Genomic DNA, 17,784 nt, shown 5'->3' on the forward strand with positions numbered 1-17,784 from the left:
TGGCGCCGATTTTGAATATCTTGCAAGGCAATATGGAGAGCAGGTCAAAGTGGTCAAAGCCGAACAGGAAAACGGATGGGCGCCGTTGTCGATATTTCCTTCGGCGGTATCTTCGGATATCCGCAAATTGACAATCGGCCAGACATCAAAGTCATATCGGACCACTGAAGGATGGATGTTTTTCCGCATAAAGGGCCGGCGTGCCGGCAATTTGAAACCCCTGGCCAACGTGGAGACAGAGATCCGCGAGGTCATGTTTCAAAGCAAATTCAATGATGCTCTGGACAAGGTTTTGAACACATTGAAGGCCGACGCGACTGTAGAATACAATGAAAAGGCTGTCACGAAGTACTTCGGCAAAGAATAGAATGATTATTAGTACCATCCGTTCAGTAAAGGCAGTGCGACCTCTCTTCATCAGAGGTGAGGGAGCTATAAAGACGCGAAGATATCCCACGGCTCTGTCTGTTTATTTATTGGCAGTCTATCTGGTGATCTGTCTGGTTTCCCCGGCCGGCGCGCAGGTGCAAAAGGGCAAACGGTTCTCCTCGAAAAGCAACTGCGTTGATTGTCATCCGGTCGATGAATTCAAGGGTACCGACAAGCATCGGCCGTTTCAGCGCGAAGAATGCCTGTCCTGTCATAAGCCTCACGGTCTGGTGGGGATGCTGCGTCTGGTCAAGGAAGGGGCCGAACTCTGTTACACATGCCATGATTCGACAGCCCTCGGAATGGGGAAAAGCAATATTCATCAGCCGGCCCACAAAGGCAAATGTACTGTCTGCCATAATCCTCATGCCGGCGAGGGAAAAGGGATGCTGTCTTCCGTTTCACCGGAGCTCTGTTTTACCTGTCATAATCGAATCGAGTTTGAACAGAATCACTTGCATAAGCCCATGGAAAAGGGATGTTTTTCCTGCCACGAAATTCACGGCAGCGACTACAAATATTTATTGAAGAAAGATGAACAGACGCTCTGCAGCGACTGCCATGATTCCAAAGCTGGCAATTTTACGAAGGCACATGCCGGCTATCCGATCCAGCCATCTTCCTGCCTGCGCTGCCATACGGCCCATTCATCCAATCAGAAGGGTCTCCTGACGGCATCGGTGCACCAACCGATGCTCGGCGGCGGCTGTGAGAGCTGTCATAATTCCCCGGGAAGCGACAAACCGTTCGCGACCATGGAAGCGGGCAGCAAATTATGCCTGACATGTCACGATGGTGCCAATATGACCGGGTCCGATATACATGCTCCGGTATCGGCGGGCGAATGCCTGACCTGTCATGATCCCCACGGTTCCAAACAAAAGGCGCTTCTGGCGCAGCCTCCCAATGAACTATGTCTGGGTTGCCATGATGATATCAGGCCCCAGTTGGCCATGGCGTCGCGTCACAAACCAGCCGGAGAGAATTGCACGCTCTGCCACAGCGGCCACGGGCAGGTCAAGACCGGGCTGATCGTTAAGGATGAGAAGACGCTTTGCCTTGATTGCCATCAGAAAGAAAAGGATATGCTGGCGTTGCCCGATTCGCATCCTCCTTTCGCCGAGGGCCTCTGTATGACCTGCCATGTTCCGCACGGTTCAGCTTATGACAAGCTGACAAAAACCAACCGCAGTGACCTGTGCGGAATATGTCATGAGAAATCAAGAGAATGGCTGGCGCAGAAGAATGTGCATCTTCCGCTCAAAGCCGGCAAATGCAATGATTGTCACCTGCCCCATGCATCGACCCAGAAATCACTTCTGAAGGAGGAACGAAACGCCCTGTGTCTGACCTGCCATTCAACCATGCTTAATGTCGCCGCCGATATGAAACTTCATCCACCTTTCAGTGAACATACCTGTGATCCCTGTCATGTACCGCATGCCTCTGATGTTCCCGGTCTGCTGAGCGAGCAACAGGCGAATATCTGCGGCGCTTGCCATGACGGCATCCCCGGAGATACCACGACTATGGTAAGTAAGCATCAACCCGTTGCAGAGGGGAAATGCACCGCGTGTCATCAGCCGCATATGTCGCAGTTGAAAGGACTTCTGCTCGACAGACCGGATCGCCTATGTCTCTCATGCCATGTGGATTTGCAAAAACAGATGGCTTCGGGGATTGTTCATCCCCCGGCCAAAGAAGGCGAATGTCTGGGATGCCACAAGCCACATTCAAGTACTTTTGCCTCTCTTCTGACAGAAAATATTCCTCAGCAGTGTCTGGCCTGCCACGAAGGAGAAGATCAGGCGTTTAAAGAAAAGCATCTGAATTTGAGCGGCAGCCGGATCGATTGCCGTAAGTGTCATAATCCGCATGTTTCTGTCACCGCCGGCTTGATTCAATCACAGGTACATGCGCCATTCAAGGACGGCATGTGCGACGCCTGCCACGAACCGGTGCCGCAGGAGAAGAAGCCATGAAGATGCGAGTAATAATTTTATTGACTCTGGCGCTTCTTCCGGCAGGCCGGGCGGGCACGTCACCAGTTAAAGTCAATGAGCCGAGTGTCTGTTTTGCCTGTCATGACACGATTGAGGCTTTAAATAAGATGAGACATCTGCATACAGCGTTTAAGCAGGGGATCTGCTCGGCCTGTCACAATCCGCATGCCTCCAAACATGCCGCTCTGATAAACGACGATATTAAGACACTCTGTCTTTCCTGCCATGAGAATGTCAAACAGGAGGTGCATAAAGCATCAGTTCATCAACCGGCGCTTGACGGCGACTGCACGACCTGCCATGACCCGCATGCCTCGGAACAGAAAAATCAGTTGAAGCAGAAGATGCTTTCGCTATGCACCCAGTGCCATACCGCGGTCGCCGGGTGGGCGACTCAGGCGGTGGTTCATTCGCCGGTCAAAGCAGAGAATTGCCAGATTTGCCACTCTCCGCATGGTTCCGACAACGAGAATTTGCTGACTCATGCCGTACCCAACCTCTGTTTCTCCTGCCATAAACAGGATGCTCCCTTTGCTGCCGCCCATAAAGGATATGATCTTTCGAAGGCCAATTGTATAACCTGTCACGATCCTCATTCATCGGAGCGACCGAAACTTCTGATGGCCAATCAGCACGCACCTTTCAAGGCGGGACAATGTGTCAGCTGTCACACCGCCGGCGCCGGTTCGGCCTTTGCATTGGTGAGTGAGTTGAAAACACTGTGTCTGAAATGCCACAAGCAGATTCAGGAAAATATGGATCTTCCCTACCGTCACAATTTGACCGACGAGCGCTCCTGTCTTAATTGCCATAATCCGCACGCCGCGCCGGCTTCTCCCCTTCTGGCGGCCGGGCAAAAAGACCTGTGTTTTCGCTGCCATTTCAAGGGTGAGAATTATAAAGACAAAAGCCGCGAGCAGTATGTTACACACAGCGGTATGGATTGCTCGAATTGCCACACCCCTCACGGCGGCGATAATGCCAAATATCTCAAGAGTGTCGGCGAGGATCTATGCCGCGGCTGTCATCCGAGTGCACATAAAGGGTCGCATCCAATGGGCGGCGATGTTATCGATCCGCGAACCAATACCACTCTGGTCTGCACCGGTTGTCATGAGCTTCACGGGGCTGATTTCAAACCATATTTGCCCCTGAATCCGGCGCGCGAGTTGTGTCTCCAGTGCCATAAAAAATAGGAAGCAGTATCGGCTGTGATTGAAAGGCGACGGAGCGACGAGGCTCGGTCGCCTTTTTTATCGGCCTTGCCGGGAGCGCATATGGCAGCCGGTGCAGAGTTCGGAAGCATCATTAAAGGCGGCGGTAAGAGCTTGATTGGAAGAGGTCAGGGAATGGCAGGTCTGGCATTCAATACGTCCGTTAAATAGCTGCAGACGAGGATCGATCTCAGCGCGAACGGTGTACCCACCGTCTCCGGCATTCGCCACGACCGGCACCCCCAGGGGATGCCCCTGATGCCGGCCAAAACTGGGCACCTCGGAAATATTAGTCAAATTCCGATCGACCATGGCACCTTTGGCATGACACAAAAGACAGGCTTCGGACGGCGACAGGAACGACAAATATTGATAATCGGAGTGATACAACTTGGCCGCTTCGCGATGCCCCGCCGAAAGGTTGGAGAGATTCTTGTCGGCGCCGTGACAGGTGCCGCAGATATTTTGAAGATTGGTGTTGGTGTATTGAAATGTGAATTCTTTTCCCGCAGCTTTCAATTCTGCAGAATTGTGGAAGATATGGCAATCAAGACAGCGGCGAGCCCGATTGCTATGGAAGGAAAGGCGGAAATTTTCATTTTTCTCGTCAATAATCATATGGCAGGAACGGCAGCGTTGCTCAATAATTCCAAACGAATATCCTTCATCATTGACCTGTGCCAGCATTTCATGGCAACCGGCGCAGGCGATTTGCGCGTGACCGGGAGTGCCGTTCGGGCCGGTCCGGGCGGGGAAAAATTCGATCGCGAGCCCCAGAGCAAGAATAATCGGAATAATAACGCCGGGTCTGGGGGGCATATATAAGAAGCGCATATTGTATTTATCGGAAAGTTGTTTGACAATCTGCACACAATTTTGGAATAGTCCGGTTTTCCCTGCGTCCGCTGTCTTTTTCCTTCAGATTGAATTACCAGGCATATCATAATGGTGTCAACGCAAAGTAGAAATGTCCTATTTTTAGCAAAGTAGAAATGTCCTATTTGGTTAATTGAGTATACATCTTCTTTCTCATCACAACCTTCAATGGTGACCGTTTCCAGGGATGATCTTTAGAAGGGAGAGTGGGCTTGGGAGGGTGGCCGGGCCGTTCAGGCGGGGTCGCTTTTTGAGGTCGCTCAGTGATTTCACGATACTTCAAATTAACCCCGCTACGGCTGATGACATGTAACGAGCCGTTAAGCCTCTCTTCCACGATCACCTTCCTGGAGATAACCTTTTCCTTGATCTGGTAGAGCTTTTTGTCGTGGGCGACGGTGTTGTCATTCCTCACCGTGCGGTTGGTCTTGAGGCAGAGGGATCGTTCCAGATTGAAGTATCGCTCCGGCCTTATATGAACATCGCTCTGGTTTGCCGGCGTTACCCGGAACCTCTGGTTGAATGTGGGAAGATACTCCTGGAGAAAGGCATTGGCTTCCGCCTTGGTCTTGATTCCCCGAAGTCGCATCTCCTTGACCAGCCGATCCTGAAACACCCCGAACAACCTCTCGATGCGACCCTTGGCCTGAGGCGAATGCGCATGGATCACCTTCACCCCCAGTTCATCCAAAGCCCTCTCAAACTGACTCATCGGTTCACACACCCCCTCCAGCTCCTCCTCCGCCGTAAGCTTCCTCTGAGATTTATACGTCGTGTGCTTGTCAAGATAGACGCTCAAGGGAAGACCATACTTCCTCACGTAGCCTTTGAAACTGTCCATCGCCGGCATCGTCCCCTCATAGTCATAGAACCGGCCATAGACCGTGTTGGTGGCGTCGTCTATGTAACCCATCAAAACCAATTCCGGACCCCGGTCTTCAAGCCAGGCGTGATGGGAACCGTCCATCTGAACCATCTCCCCAAAACACCCCTTCCGCTCCCGCCACTGCCGGTGCCCACGCTTCCGGCGCCTCTTCTCCCAAAGACCAGCCGCCACCAGCCACTGCCTGACAGTCTCTCGGCTCACCCGTATCCCCTCCATCGCCACAAGCTTTTCCGCCGCCAGAGTCGGGCCAAAATCACCATACTTCTTCCCATACACACTTAGCACTCTTTCCTTTATCTTCTCCGGAAATCTCCGGTTGGATGGACGACCACGACCCCGATGAACAATACCGCCATCCCCAAACTCACGCACCAACTTCACAAGTCTTCTGACATGCCGCTCACTCAGAGACAACGTCGACGACGCCATTCTCTGCGTCATGCGCCTGTCTAAAATATCATGAACCACCTTCAACCGTCTCAACTCCCTCAAACTCATCCTGATAACGTCCTCTCCGACCATAAACCTCCCCAACTTTTTGGGGAGCATTATAGCCTCTCAATAGGACATTTCTATCTTGCTCAAAGAGGACATTACTACTTTGCGGAAATATTTTAGAAACGGATCTCGACCCAGATGCGGAGTTCCCTGAGATGCGAGTTTCTCCGATTGGCAGCGTCCTTGCTATCCTGCCAGCGGGCGCTCAAGCCGCCTTTGATCTGGGATGAGAAGGTATACTGTATATCCGGTGTCACCTGAAATTCGGAACGCTCGCCCGAGGATACGAGCGGATTATCGCCGCTGGCGCTCTGGTCTCTGTCCTTGCGCAGCGAAACACTGACGGAGATGGTCATCGTGGAATTGAATTTCAGCCGGCCAAGCAGCGGAAATCTGATACCGGACGGCGAGGTAAAGGAGTACTTGGTGGAAGCCGACAGCGAAGTGGAAGTATTTCTTCTGCGTGTGGTCAATGTCCCGGTCTGGGAATTAATTACTTTCTCATCGGTAATCTGCTTATCGGTATTAACATTAACCTGCATTCCCCTCATGATGTCAAAGGTGAATGAAATCAACGGCCGGTAGGCGGTAGAAGTCCGGTCCATTGATTTGAATCCGGTCTGAAGGTTGATGTTTTCAGACCTGGAACGACTGTAACCGGTGCGCGGCGAGAAGCGGCTGATAATCGGATTGAATAGCCTGAAAGTGGTCATCGTTCGGATGTTGAAGCGGATATCGGGAAAAGTCGTGCTCACCGACTTCTGCGGATTCATGGCTTTGACGAGGTCCTGATCTATTTTACGGTTGAAGCTGACATCAGCTTTGAGACCGCCAAAAAGCTCGGTTCCTGAACCAAATGAATACCCGGTGCTTTTGTTGCTGAAAGCCGACTGTCCTGTTCCGGCGGCCCCGGAATTGATCGGTACGCCTACCTGATCGGTGAGGCCGAACCGGAACTTGAGTTGTGCTCTTTGCCGCAAACCAATAAAAGAGTAATTGTACCTCTCATTGAATTCATAGCTTATCGGATTTATCCAGCCGGTCAGGAAACCCATAATCCGGGTAAAGGGATTAATAATCCCGCCCAGGGGATTCTTCTTCTCGACTTTTATCACCTTCCCTTTTGTCCCCTGCGAGCCGATCGGTGAAGATTTCTTCCGGGAAGACTGGCCAAAGAGTTTTTGCAGATTCAGGTCTCCGCTGACACCATAGGACTTGGAGGCGGCGACATTACGAGTAGAATCATTCGCCCCGATGTCTTCACGATAGGCGGCCGAATAATTGAACTTATGCGTAAAAAATGGAACAATATTCGGTGTATAACTGCTCCCGAAGCTTTCGTTGAAACTGGTCTCGCGGCCCAGTTTCAACTTCATGGGATTGAAACTGAAAGCCACCGTCTCCGGATCGCTCATATCCCGTCGCGTATCCATGCCATAATTGGCCGATAAATTATCGGCAATCTTGTAGCTTCCCCGGAAAGTGCCGCGAAAATCGCGTGTAAGATTATCGGTTCGGGAACCGCTGGAGTTTTCGGAAAGCCGGAAAGTTCGATCCAGGTCCGCCGAGAAATTATAGGAGTTGGGGAAAAAATAGAAGCGGTTGTCGCGCAATTTACTCAGAAGTGGAACCGGTTTGGTCCAGAAAAATGGCTTAATATAAGGCACTTTAGCGATACTGTAATCGGCCCGGCCGCCGATGTGGTAGTTCTCCATCAAAGATACGGGAGTGGAAGGAGAAGTAGATTCGGTCCGGTTATATGAGAAATTAGCCTTGACTTTATTGAGGATAAGAGTAAACAGGGGATTCCAGGTCTTTTTATTGAAGCTCTCCGACAGAGTAAATCCCTTGCTCACGCTTATAGAACTCTCGGCGTCGCGTAGTTCCTTGGGAAGGATGATATCGGTTCCGAAGCGCAGAAGAGGAACATCGACGTTCTTACTATATCTCAGGGAGACCGGCAGGCTGGCTCCCAATGAACGAGGGAGGAATTTGTCCAGACCGAAATTGATACTGAAGTTATAACCAGTATTGGTGCGACCGCTTCCCAGGTTATCGGACGACCCGCCGCGGGTCGAGGTGGACAGCCCCCGGAAAAAGCTGTTTTTATAAGTATAGCCGGCACTGTAAGTAAACAAGTCGGCCACATTGCCGCTGACGGAGATCCGGCCGGCGAAACCGACATCGCGTCTGACGCCGGTCAGGCGCAATTCATCGACCCAGACATCGCCGGTGGGTGCGGCCATGGAATCCAGGTTAATCACCCCCATGGCCACATATTTAACCTGCGTCAGTCTGGGGAGGCCATAAATCCGATATTTGCCGGCGACCGTATCCACCCGAGGATTTGTGCCGGGGTGATTCTGATTATAGTATTCCTTAAGACCGGTAATCTCATTGAAATCAATTTTCACGGCGTTCAGGGGGCTCCAGCCGGGTTCAAGCATGGTACGATACTCATAGAAGTTGGCGCTGTCCTGCCCGACCCGGAAGAAAAAGAAGAGATTTCTGACATCCGAGGCACCGTGAACGTACATTTCCAATGTCCGGTACCCCACCAGACTGGGAGTATCGTACAGCAGCCGGTGAACCAAACCGGTGTCATTTACTTTCAGACTGTCGTAATGCAGCAGAAGCGACTGTTCCGGTTCCTGATAGCCGGTGCTCTTGTTATAATTGCCACTGACCCCCGAGGGAGGGAAATAATTATCATTTTCGGTGTTGATGACCGCTACGTTGAACCGGCTGGAAGTAGGGGAGGTCTTGTCGGCTCTGAGCAGTGTGTCATCCCAATTGGACTGAATCAGATCGGCGGCCGCCAGCCCGATCTTCACACTGTCGCCCGTCAGAGATTCAACCCAGAGTCGGGCATAAGTAATGCTGGTCCAGGAAGGATTGCCGACCAAATCGTCGATTGATGCGGTATCCTTGATCGGGATGCGGAAGGTGCGCCAGCCGTTATGCTCGGTGCTGTCAACCAGGAAAGCGGTGTCAGCCAGATTAATCCTATAAGAGAAATATCGATTGTACCTATCAGCAGTTTGGTTGAGATTGAGATCTTCGGCGTCCGGTTTGCCGTTATCGGTCTGTTCCAGACTGCCGTTTCCTTCGGTTCCGTTGATGAAACGATAATCATCGGGGGCGTCGGTGGAATTATAGTACCAATTGTCCCCATTGGGATCAAGATTATCGGGCCTATACCCGTCTTCGGACCGATCGGGCTGACCGTCAAGCCCAATATCCTCGCCGTCATCGAGAATATTATTCCTTTGTCCGCTACGCGTGCTATCCTCGGTGTCGAGCACGCCATTTCCATTGACATCCTCGGAGATTTCTCCCAGATCAATATGCAGGACTCCCCGCTGGCCAAATACTCGCAGCTCGAGCAATTGAGCCCGTTCCTGGTTGGCGGAACCGGATGGCATATAACGCATGACTCCCCCCCAGGCGGCATTGGGATCATGGGAGACCGAATCGGAAAAATCGCCGCCGGCGCGACGATCGTATGTATGCGGTTCGAAGACAAGCCAGAGAGTCTGGGTCCCCTGCTGATTGGGGTCCCTGTCCCGTTTCCAAATATCGGTCGTCGCAATCTCTTTGTAGGGATTGTACCAGATCAATTTGGCCCGAACATTGTATGTTCCCAGGCCAATCGGTTTTGACGCCAGGGTCCAGATCTGGCGCATAAGCCCCAACGAATAGGAATCGCGACTTCCTTCAAAATCATCAAGATAAGCCACCCCATCGACATTGGGATTCGGATAGGATTGGGCAACCTCGCCCGAAATGGCCATACTTGAACCGGCCTCGGAATAATAGAGCGGGAGCAGGTTGGCGGCCTTGGTCAGGAAATTCGGTTTCAGCCGGAAACTGGCGTCGGCATCCCAAACCATCATGCGGGCCGTCTCCTGGCCTATTTTCGGTTTTCGGTCGGTAGCCTTATCGGACTTATAGAGGAAAGTCGAACCGATTCTCAGATCGTCGCTGACTTCATATTCGCCGCGAATTCCGAAAAGGGTTTTCTTTTCGGCCGAAATAAAGGGTGAATATTCATAATCGATATTTACATTGGCATTGGGGTCAATTTGCTCCGGCTTCTTAAAAGTCACCACGCCGAAATCATATTGAATTTCGTAGTCCTGGTCTCGAATAAGCTGCTGGCCATCAACCGTGATTCTCTCGGAACCCTCGATTATATTCGGCTTGCCCAAATTGATCTGGGTTGCCCGGCTACGACTCGAGACCTCGATATAATAAGTACTTGCCGTTACCGGTTTCTCGGTTGCGCTGGCATAATTGTAGATATCCGGAACAGTTACAGCCAGAGGCGGAGAATAAGCAGTTTCAGGGGCAAAGGGACGGCGATCGGGGAAGATAAGAAGCCCGTGCTTCTGATTTATCAATTCGTTGTTGTAGACATCAACCAGGCCATCCGCCAAGGTATCACCTGCCCTCGTGGATTTATCGAGGCCGAAAATCCTCACATACAAAGGACCCTCCTGATGTTCCAAATTCGCATCAGATCCTTCGGTGTTGGCCGGTCCTTTGAAGATTTTTATTTCCAGACCTTCAAGCGGAATATTAACCATTCCGAGGTAGTACACATTCCGCCACAAGTATTCCCATGTTCTGAGACTTGAATCGAACTTCCGGCTCCTGAGCAGTTTGAGCCTGTAAGTGGTGGACGAAATATCGCCAATCGTATCGACGGTGTTATCGCTGTGCCTGATTATCATCCAGACGCCGATTTCATAGTTGGTTCCGGCGTTGGGAACATCAAATATAACATAAGGTACTTTCCCTCCCTCCAGCAGGGGAGGGACTTTCAACATGAAAGCTTCATAAGTTTCGGGATCAACCCTCTTGACTAAAGCGATGCAGTTTTCAAGACTATCATCCAGGGTATCCTTGATATTACCATACATCCGAGCCGAGGTGCCGTCGGGTTCGCTATAGGGATTATTAACCGCGGCATAGATATCGAGTTTTAGGATGCTGTCTCCCGTTCTGAAATCCTGGGCCAGGCCCAGATCATAAATTTTGCCGTTGGCATATTGATAGTCGCGGATATATTCCTTTTTGGCACTGGCGCCGGCGGTCAGGGAGTTTCGCTCGGTGGTTCCTTTTTCCTGGCTGGCGATGGCCGTCAGGGTAAGATTTCCCAGCTGGGCGGCGGTCTTAATGCCGAATAATCCCTGAATACGAGAGGAATACCCCACGAATTGAGTATTGGGCAGGGAGAGAGTCGTATTGCCGGCCTCGATGCTCTTAATGACATCATCCTCATCGCCTTTGTATCTTAGAATAATGCGGTTGGCCAGAGGGATATCGGTTTTGGAATCCTGAGAGACAGAAACCGAAATCTTGGTGCCGATAGTTCCATTGATATCAAAACGGGATATCTGCTCCATATTCAGTGAAGGGAATTTATTCTGGCGAAAGCCACCGCTGGAAGCCCGATCATCCCATGTGGATCGTCCGGAAAAAGAAATGAGGTGATATCCCGAAACCTTAAGCCCCGCGCCCCCCTCACCAAAAAGAGATTCAATCGCTTTTGATTTCAGCGGAATATTAAGGGAAAGAAGCCCGCCCTCTTTCTGCCTCTGTTCCTTGGATAAGGCTCGAGAGCTGCTCTCCTGCAGTTTCTGGCTCAGGGTCAGTTGCCGGCGGTAATCCAGAAAAGCCCGGGCATCAACCGACCGCGGGGTATATTCGTAAGCATACTCTCCGGATTTATAGTAATGGCCGGTGAAAGTGAGAGTGTTATTTTCAAAATCAGAGCGGGCGACGCGCAACGGGGTCGAATAAGGGCGGGCGAATTTCGGTAAAGGTCGCTCACTCATGCTGGCAATGAATTTTGGTTCCGCACCCGGAAAACCCGAAATATATGATTGGGGATAATTAAGATTGAAATAAAATCCCGGCTGGGTCGAATGAGAAAGGTTCGGCCAGAGAAGCAGGGCAAGAAGCGCTAAATATGTGAATCGCTTGAGCGTAACAGGACCAAAAACTTAACGGTCAATTTTACATCTTTAGAAATTACTCTATAAACTTTCCTCCTGAAATTCTCCAAGAAAAACGATTTCTTCCTGCAACACTATACCGAATTTATCCTTAACATGTCTTTTTAATATTTCGGCCAGACGCCAAATTTCTTCAGAGGTTGCGGTGCCTTCATTAATAAGAATATTGGCATGCTCTTCCGAGACCCGGGCGCCGCCGACAGTAATCTCTTTAGCGCCAATCTCTTCCAAAAGCTGTCCCGCCGGTATCTTACCATAAGGACGGTTCTTATCCACGACATTCTTAAAAAAACACCCGGCCGACCTTTTGTCAAGCGGCAGTTTGGCCTTTCGGGTCTCCATTATTTCGTTGATCCGGCTCAGAATGAGTGCCTTATCGCCTTTTTTCAGTGCAAACTTTGCGCTCGCAATAAACTCTCCGGTACTTTTCAATTTCGAAATGCGATAGCTGAATTCAAAATATGAGGCTGTCTCAGTTCTCATATTACCTTGTTTGTCAATAACTTGTGCCGAATCAAGACAAGTCCCTATCTCGGCTCCATAGGCACCGGCGTTGCCATAAATAGCTCCGCCTACAGTACCCCATATTCCAGTAGCAAATTCAAGGCCGGTCAGACCACACTCGGCGGCAAAACTGACCAGGTCATTAAGGCTCTCCCCGGCCCCTGAGCTGATAGTCGCTCCCTCGACTTTCAATCCTTTAATCAAATTCCTTATGATAAGACCGCGGTATCCCTTATCCGAGATGAGAATATTTGAACCTCCGCCCAGCATAAAATGGGGGATGTTGAGTTCCCGGACGGTATGCAGAAGAAGAGATAACTGATCGGGAGTTTCCACCTCCATAAATAATCCGGCGCGACCACCAGTCCCAAAGGTACTGTAGCTGTGAAGCGGCCAATCGATCTTGATGGCTTCTCCAAATTTCTCTTTCAAGAGCGCGATAGCAGCTTCCGGCAATATGGCGAGACGGTCGGACATGCTCATTAATACAATATAGCTGTTTTCGCTGAAAATTCAAGGCAAAAGGTTCGGAAGAAAGAGTCAGGACCACCCCGAATATATAACTTAGTTCTTCTCTTCGGGTTTGTTATCGCTCTGTTTTTCGGGGGACGGCTCCGGCTTGCGGCACTCATCCACATAATTCATCCGCAACTCAAAGAGAATATTAGAGAGAAATTGCTCTTCTTCTTTACTGAGGTTGTTTCTGGTTTTTTCCGAGAGCATTTCGAGCATATCAATACTGGTCCTGGCCTGGTCCAGATTACGCTCGATTTTGCCGGTAATCGGTGAAACGATTTTGCCCATCTGTTGCACGGCGGCAATCTGGAGCGAAAGCACCAATTGAAAGAAATTGACATTGATCTTTGAGTCGGAATCAGTCATTCCATGCTCCCTGGTTACAGTTCTTCTACCCGAATCGGGTAAGAGTCTGGCGAAAACCGCCTTTCTCCGCCAGATAGGTTAACAGGTTCCTCTCGCTTATGTCAAGCTTTTTGTCGTCAGCCAAAAGATGAATGGCGATTTTACGGGTAACGGGAAGCAGGTCGGTGTCAACCGCCAGATCGGCGATTTTCAGCTCCGGAAGGCCATGCTGTCGGGTGCCGAAGAATTCCCCCGGACCGCGTAATTTTAAATCGGCTTCCGCAATCCGGAAGCCATCACTCGATTCCTGAAACATTTCCAGCCGCTGACGGGCCAGTTCACTCAAGGGGGGAGTTGCAACGGCGATGGTCATCCCGCGTTTCTCTCCCCTGCCGACCCGGCCGCGCAGTTGGTGGAGCTGGGAGAGACCGAATCGTTCGGCATGTTCAATCACCATAATGGACGCGGCGGGAATATCAATGCCTACTTCTATGACCGTGGTAGCCACCAGAATCTTGATTTTGCCTTCGCGAAATTCCTTGATAGTCTTTTCCCTGACATCTTTTTTCAAACGTCCGTGGACAAGCCCTACCCCAACATCCGTGAATACTTCATCCTTGAGCCGCTTGTATTCCTCTTCGGCGGCCTGTAGATCGAGTTTCTCCGATTTCTCCACCAGCGGATAGATGACAAATATCTGTTCATTCTCAGCCAATTTGGTACGGAGAAAAGTGTAAATTTCCGGGCGGGAGGCAGCCGTACGCCAGAATGTCTTGCACGGTTTTCGCCCCGGCGGCATGGTCTTTATCGAAGTTATATCCAGATCTCCATAGAGAGTCAGGGCCAGCGTGCGCGGGATGGGGGTCGCCGTCATCACCAGAACATCGGGATGCGCCCCCTTTCCAATCAATTTTCCTCTTTGCATGACACCGAAGCGATGCTGCTCATCAATTATAACCAGCCCCAGATTATCGAACCTGACCGGCTCCGCAAGAACGGCGTGGGTGCCGAAAGCAACCGCGGCCCGACCGCTCAGAATTTCCTCCTCACTCTCCTGTCTTTGCTTTTTGTTCAATCCACCAATAATAAGAGTCGAGTTAATTCCCATCTTTTGAAGAGGCTCCCGCCAGTTACGGTAATGCTGTTCCGCCAGTAATTCGGTGGGGGCCATAAAAGCGGTCTGCATGTTGTACTCGGCGGCATGTATCGCGGCCAGAAGCGCCACGACGGTCTTCCCGCAGCCGACATCCCCCTGAAGCAGGCGATGCATCGGGCGCTCCGATTCCATATCGTGAAAAATTTCTTGGACGGCGGCCTCCTGATCAGACGTCGGTCGAAACGGCAGTCCTGATAGAAAAGTCGCAACCTTTTTCCCGGCGCCGCCGCATTTCTGTTTCTTCTTGACAGCGGTGTAATGCTTCCGGGCATTCAAAATCAGATACTGCAATTCCAGAATCTCATCAAAAGCGAGCCGCCTGCGGGCGCTCTCAGCCTTCTCGATGGCATCGGGATAATGGATCTGCCGAAGGGCGGAGGCTATCGGCATAAGCTGATACCTGCTGCAATATACTTCAGGGAGGAAATCGGGCAACTTATCGGCCATAAGCTCCAGCGCGCGATTTATAATCTGCCGCATTACCCGTCCGGATAGACCAGCTTCCTTCAGTTCCGCCGTTGAGGGATAAACCGGAACGATTCTCCCGGTATGAATCAACTCTCCTTCCTCATCCTCAATCCGCTCCACTTCGGGGTGTACAAATTGCAACTGCTGGAAATAAGTCACCGGCCCGGTCACAGCATAGATTTCCCCCTTATTGAAAGCCTTTTCAAGGTAGTGGTACCCCGCGAACCAGATCATGGCCACATACCCGGTCTCATCGCCAATGACAACTTCGAGCCGGGATCGCTTTCCTTTCAGTATCCCTTTCCCCAGTATTTTGCCCACAATCGTGGCATTCATATTTGCTTTCAGAGCCCCGACGGAGGTTATCGTGGTGCGATCGATATAGCGGCGGGGGAGGAAATGAAGCAGATCTCGAAGTGAAATAATGCCCACCCGGGATAGAGCAGCCGCCCGACGAGGTCCAACCCCCTTCAGATACTGAATATCGGAATCGAGTCTCATTTCTGCCATCGAATCAGCTTACTTTTTTGGAAGGAGAATGTCAATAACATTTGACGGGAAGCGCCGGCCGAAATATATTCGTTGCAATATGGAAATTCAATTGCGTAGGTTAAGCAAAATATGCAGGAGGTTTTCTATGAAAGTAGTTATGACATCATTTCTGTTCACCATGTGCACCTTTCTTCTAGTGACGAGCACCGGAGCAGCAGCCGGATGGGAGAAGTCGCTTGATTTGAATCTGAACACGACTCAGAGCAGTTATTCCGACAGTTGGACCGGGGGCGAGGCGAGCAATGTCAGCTGGACGGCCAACGCCAACGGAATTTTCAACCGGCAGATGTCGTCGATTTTCAATCTCAAGAATACGATCAAGCTGGCCTTCGGGCAAACCCTGAGCCAGGACAAAGACACGAAGAAATGGGCCAAACCGACCAAGTCGACCGACAAATTCGATCTGGAATCAGTCGGGCTATTCACCATCAAGGCGTTTGTCAACCCCTATGCCGCAGTGCGATTTGAAAGCCAATTCCTTGACGCTTCCGTTGACGCCCACAAACGATATATCAACCCGATGCTGCTGACCGAATCGGCCGGTCTGGCACGGCAAATATTAAAGAAGGACAAGGATGATATTTTGAGCCGTCTTGGTTTTGCCTTCAAACAGAATATCGATCGAGTGCTTCAGCTCCCCGACTCCTCGACAACCAAAGCCAGAACCACCACCGATGGCGGCATAGAATCGGTTACCGATGTCAGGCTGGTTTTGAGCGACAAGGTAGGATACGTGGGGAAATTGTCGCTTTACAAGGCGGTCTTCTTCTCAAAGAAAAATGATTTTATAGGGACACCGGAAGCGGATTATTGGAAAGCAATCGACATTAACTGGGAGAATAGCCTGACGGCATCCCTTTCGAAATATCTGCAAATGACTTTCTATACTCAGCTGCAGTATGACAAGCAGATAAGCCTCAGGGGACGGCTCAAAGAGACGCTTGCGCTTGGATTGACCTATAAACTTCTTTAGGAAGTCCCTTTCTTGCTGCAATCGGGAAGAAAATGGCTGCCTCTTTGTAATAATGTCAAAGCAGTAGCCATTTATCAGGAGGAATAGAATGAACGGAAAAATCACTATGGCGGCGATCGGCATTTTGCTGATGTTTGTGCCGGGGCCAGCTTTGCAGGCCCAATCTGGTCGCCCGTCGAATATGTCCAAGGCCGCCGCTAACGACACTCTTTTCATGGAGCGGCAACTGAACTTCTCGTTCAATTTCATCTCAGAAATCACAAAGGGCGATTTTGGGAAGAACATTTTTGTGTCACCGTTGAGCGCCATGCTGGCCCTGGCCATGACTTACAATGGCGCGAGCGGCGAAACCCGGACGGCCATGGAAAAGGTTCTGGCTTTCGAAGGACTTGACCGGGCGGCCACGAATAAAAGCATTCAGGATTTGACATCATCAATGAAAGATTCCGACCCGACGGTGCAACTAAGTATCGCCAATTCTATCTGGGCCAGGGCAGGATTGAAATTCAGGCAGGATTTCTTTGATCTGGTTAGAAAAACATATGATGCCGAGCTTCGGCCCTTGACTGACGCCCCCGCTATTAACAATTGGGTTTCCGAGAAAACCAATGATAAAATCAAAGAGATAGTGCAAGAGGTGAAACCTGATGACATCATGTTCCTTATCAATGCTATCTATTTTAAGGGGATGTGGAAATATAAGTTCGACCGTGCCAATACCGCTGAACGGGATTTCTATCTTCTGAATAAAGGATCTAAAAAAATCCCGATGATGTCCCAGGAGGGTGAATTTCAATATTATGAAGACGGGGATTTTCAGGGCATCCGTCTCCCCTACGGCAATGACCGCCTGGCAATGTATATTTTCCTTCCGAGCGGCGACACAGATTTCCGAGCTTTTGTCAACGATCTTTCCGCTGAAAAGTGGCAAGACTGGCTCAGTCGGCTTTATTTGCGGGAAGGGGAAATTATTCTGCCGCGATTCAAACTGGAATATGGGAAAAACCTGAATGACATTCTTAAATTGATGGGGATGGGAGTAGCCTTCGATCCGGATAGAGCCGACTTTTCCGCGATGTATAATATATCATCTGAGGAAAGGGTATTTATCAGCGAGGTGCTGCAAAAAACCTTTGTTGAAGTGAATGAAGAGGGGACTGAAGCCGCGGCGGTCACCTCCGTCCGCATGGAAATGACATCAGCTTATGGCGACGAGTCTCAGAAATTCCGGATGGTGGTTGACCGTCCGTTTTTCTGCGCCATTCGTGACGATCGCACCGGCGCAATTCTCTTCACGGGAATAATAGTAAACCCGGAATGATGCTCCATCGAAAAGAGGAT

Annotated in this window: 11 protein-coding genes; 5 read left to right on the top strand and 6 right to left on the bottom strand. The window is 50.6% G+C overall.

The window, feature by feature from the left end; genetic code table 11:
* The 3 genes from NT002_06155 to NT002_06165 all read left to right on the top strand — a co-directional run.
* Positions 1-367 (top strand): hypothetical protein (locus NT002_06155; protein MCX6828850.1); only part of this gene is annotated, 367 nt, incomplete at its 5' end.
* 1 nt (position 368) lies between these two features.
* A complete protein-coding gene (locus NT002_06160) occupies positions 369-2,411 on the top strand; it encodes a cytochrome c3 family protein (protein MCX6828851.1) in 2,043 nt (680 codons plus the stop codon).
* Entirely contained in the window at positions 2,408-3,628 is a 1,221-nt protein-coding gene (locus NT002_06165; GenBank protein ID MCX6828852.1) for a cytochrome c3 family protein, read from the top strand. Before NT002_06160 ends, NT002_06165 begins: the two co-directional genes overlap by 4 nt.
* A 57-nt stretch (positions 3,629-3,685) precedes the next feature.
* On the opposite strand, the gene NT002_06170 is transcribed toward NT002_06165, so the two are convergent.
* The 6 genes from NT002_06170 to recG all read right to left on the bottom strand — a co-directional run bounded on the left by NT002_06170 (position 3,686) and on the right by recG (position 15,428).
* The gene (locus NT002_06170) at positions 3,686-4,465 is read right to left on the bottom strand and encodes a cytochrome c3 family protein (protein ID MCX6828853.1); all 780 of its coding nucleotides are present in this window, start codon (positions 4,463-4,465) and stop codon (positions 3,686-3,688) included.
* A gap of 178 nt (positions 4,466-4,643) precedes the next feature.
* The gene (locus tag NT002_06175) at positions 4,644-5,891 is read right to left on the bottom strand and encodes an ISNCY family transposase (protein MCX6828854.1); all 1,248 of its coding nucleotides are present in this window, start codon (positions 5,889-5,891) and stop codon (positions 4,644-4,646) included.
* Between the two features lie 131 nt (positions 5,892-6,022).
* The gene (sprA, locus tag NT002_06180) at positions 6,023-11,749 is read right to left on the bottom strand and encodes a cell surface protein SprA (protein MCX6828855.1); all 5,727 of its coding nucleotides are present in this window, start codon (positions 11,747-11,749) and stop codon (positions 6,023-6,025) included.
* 201 nt (positions 11,750-11,950) lie between these two features.
* A complete protein-coding gene (murB, locus tag NT002_06185; GenBank protein ID MCX6828856.1) occupies positions 11,951-12,910 on the bottom strand; it encodes a UDP-N-acetylmuramate dehydrogenase in 960 nt (319 codons plus the stop codon).
* 87 nt (positions 12,911-12,997) lie between these two features.
* Complete coding sequence (locus NT002_06190) at positions 12,998-13,315, bottom strand: DUF1844 domain-containing protein (GenBank protein MCX6828857.1); 318 nt, start codon at positions 13,313-13,315, stop codon at positions 12,998-13,000.
* Between the two features lie 25 nt (positions 13,316-13,340).
* Positions 13,341-15,428 (bottom strand): ATP-dependent DNA helicase RecG, encoded by a 2,088-nt coding sequence (gene recG, locus NT002_06195; protein ID MCX6828858.1) that lies wholly within the window; start codon positions 15,426-15,428, stop codon positions 13,341-13,343.
* 127 nt (positions 15,429-15,555) lie between these two features.
* Between recG and NT002_06200 the strand changes: the two genes are divergently transcribed.
* Both NT002_06200 and NT002_06205 read left to right on the top strand, forming a co-directional pair.
* Positions 15,556-16,443 carry a DUF3078 domain-containing protein gene (locus tag NT002_06200; GenBank protein ID MCX6828859.1) on the top strand — a complete coding sequence of 296 codons (888 nt, stop codon included), beginning with the start codon at positions 15,556-15,558 and terminating at the stop codon, positions 16,441-16,443.
* An 88-nt stretch (positions 16,444-16,531) separates the two neighbouring features.
* Positions 16,532-17,764, top strand: a complete 1,233-nt coding sequence (locus NT002_06205; protein ID MCX6828860.1) for a serpin family protein — start codon at positions 16,532-16,534, stop codon at positions 17,762-17,764.
* The last annotated feature ends 20 nt before the right edge of the window (positions 17,765-17,784 follow it).

The organism is Candidatus Zixiibacteriota bacterium (assembly GCA_026397505.1).
Taxonomy (GTDB): domain Bacteria; phylum Zixibacteria; class MSB-5A5; order GN15; family PGXB01; genus JAPLUR01.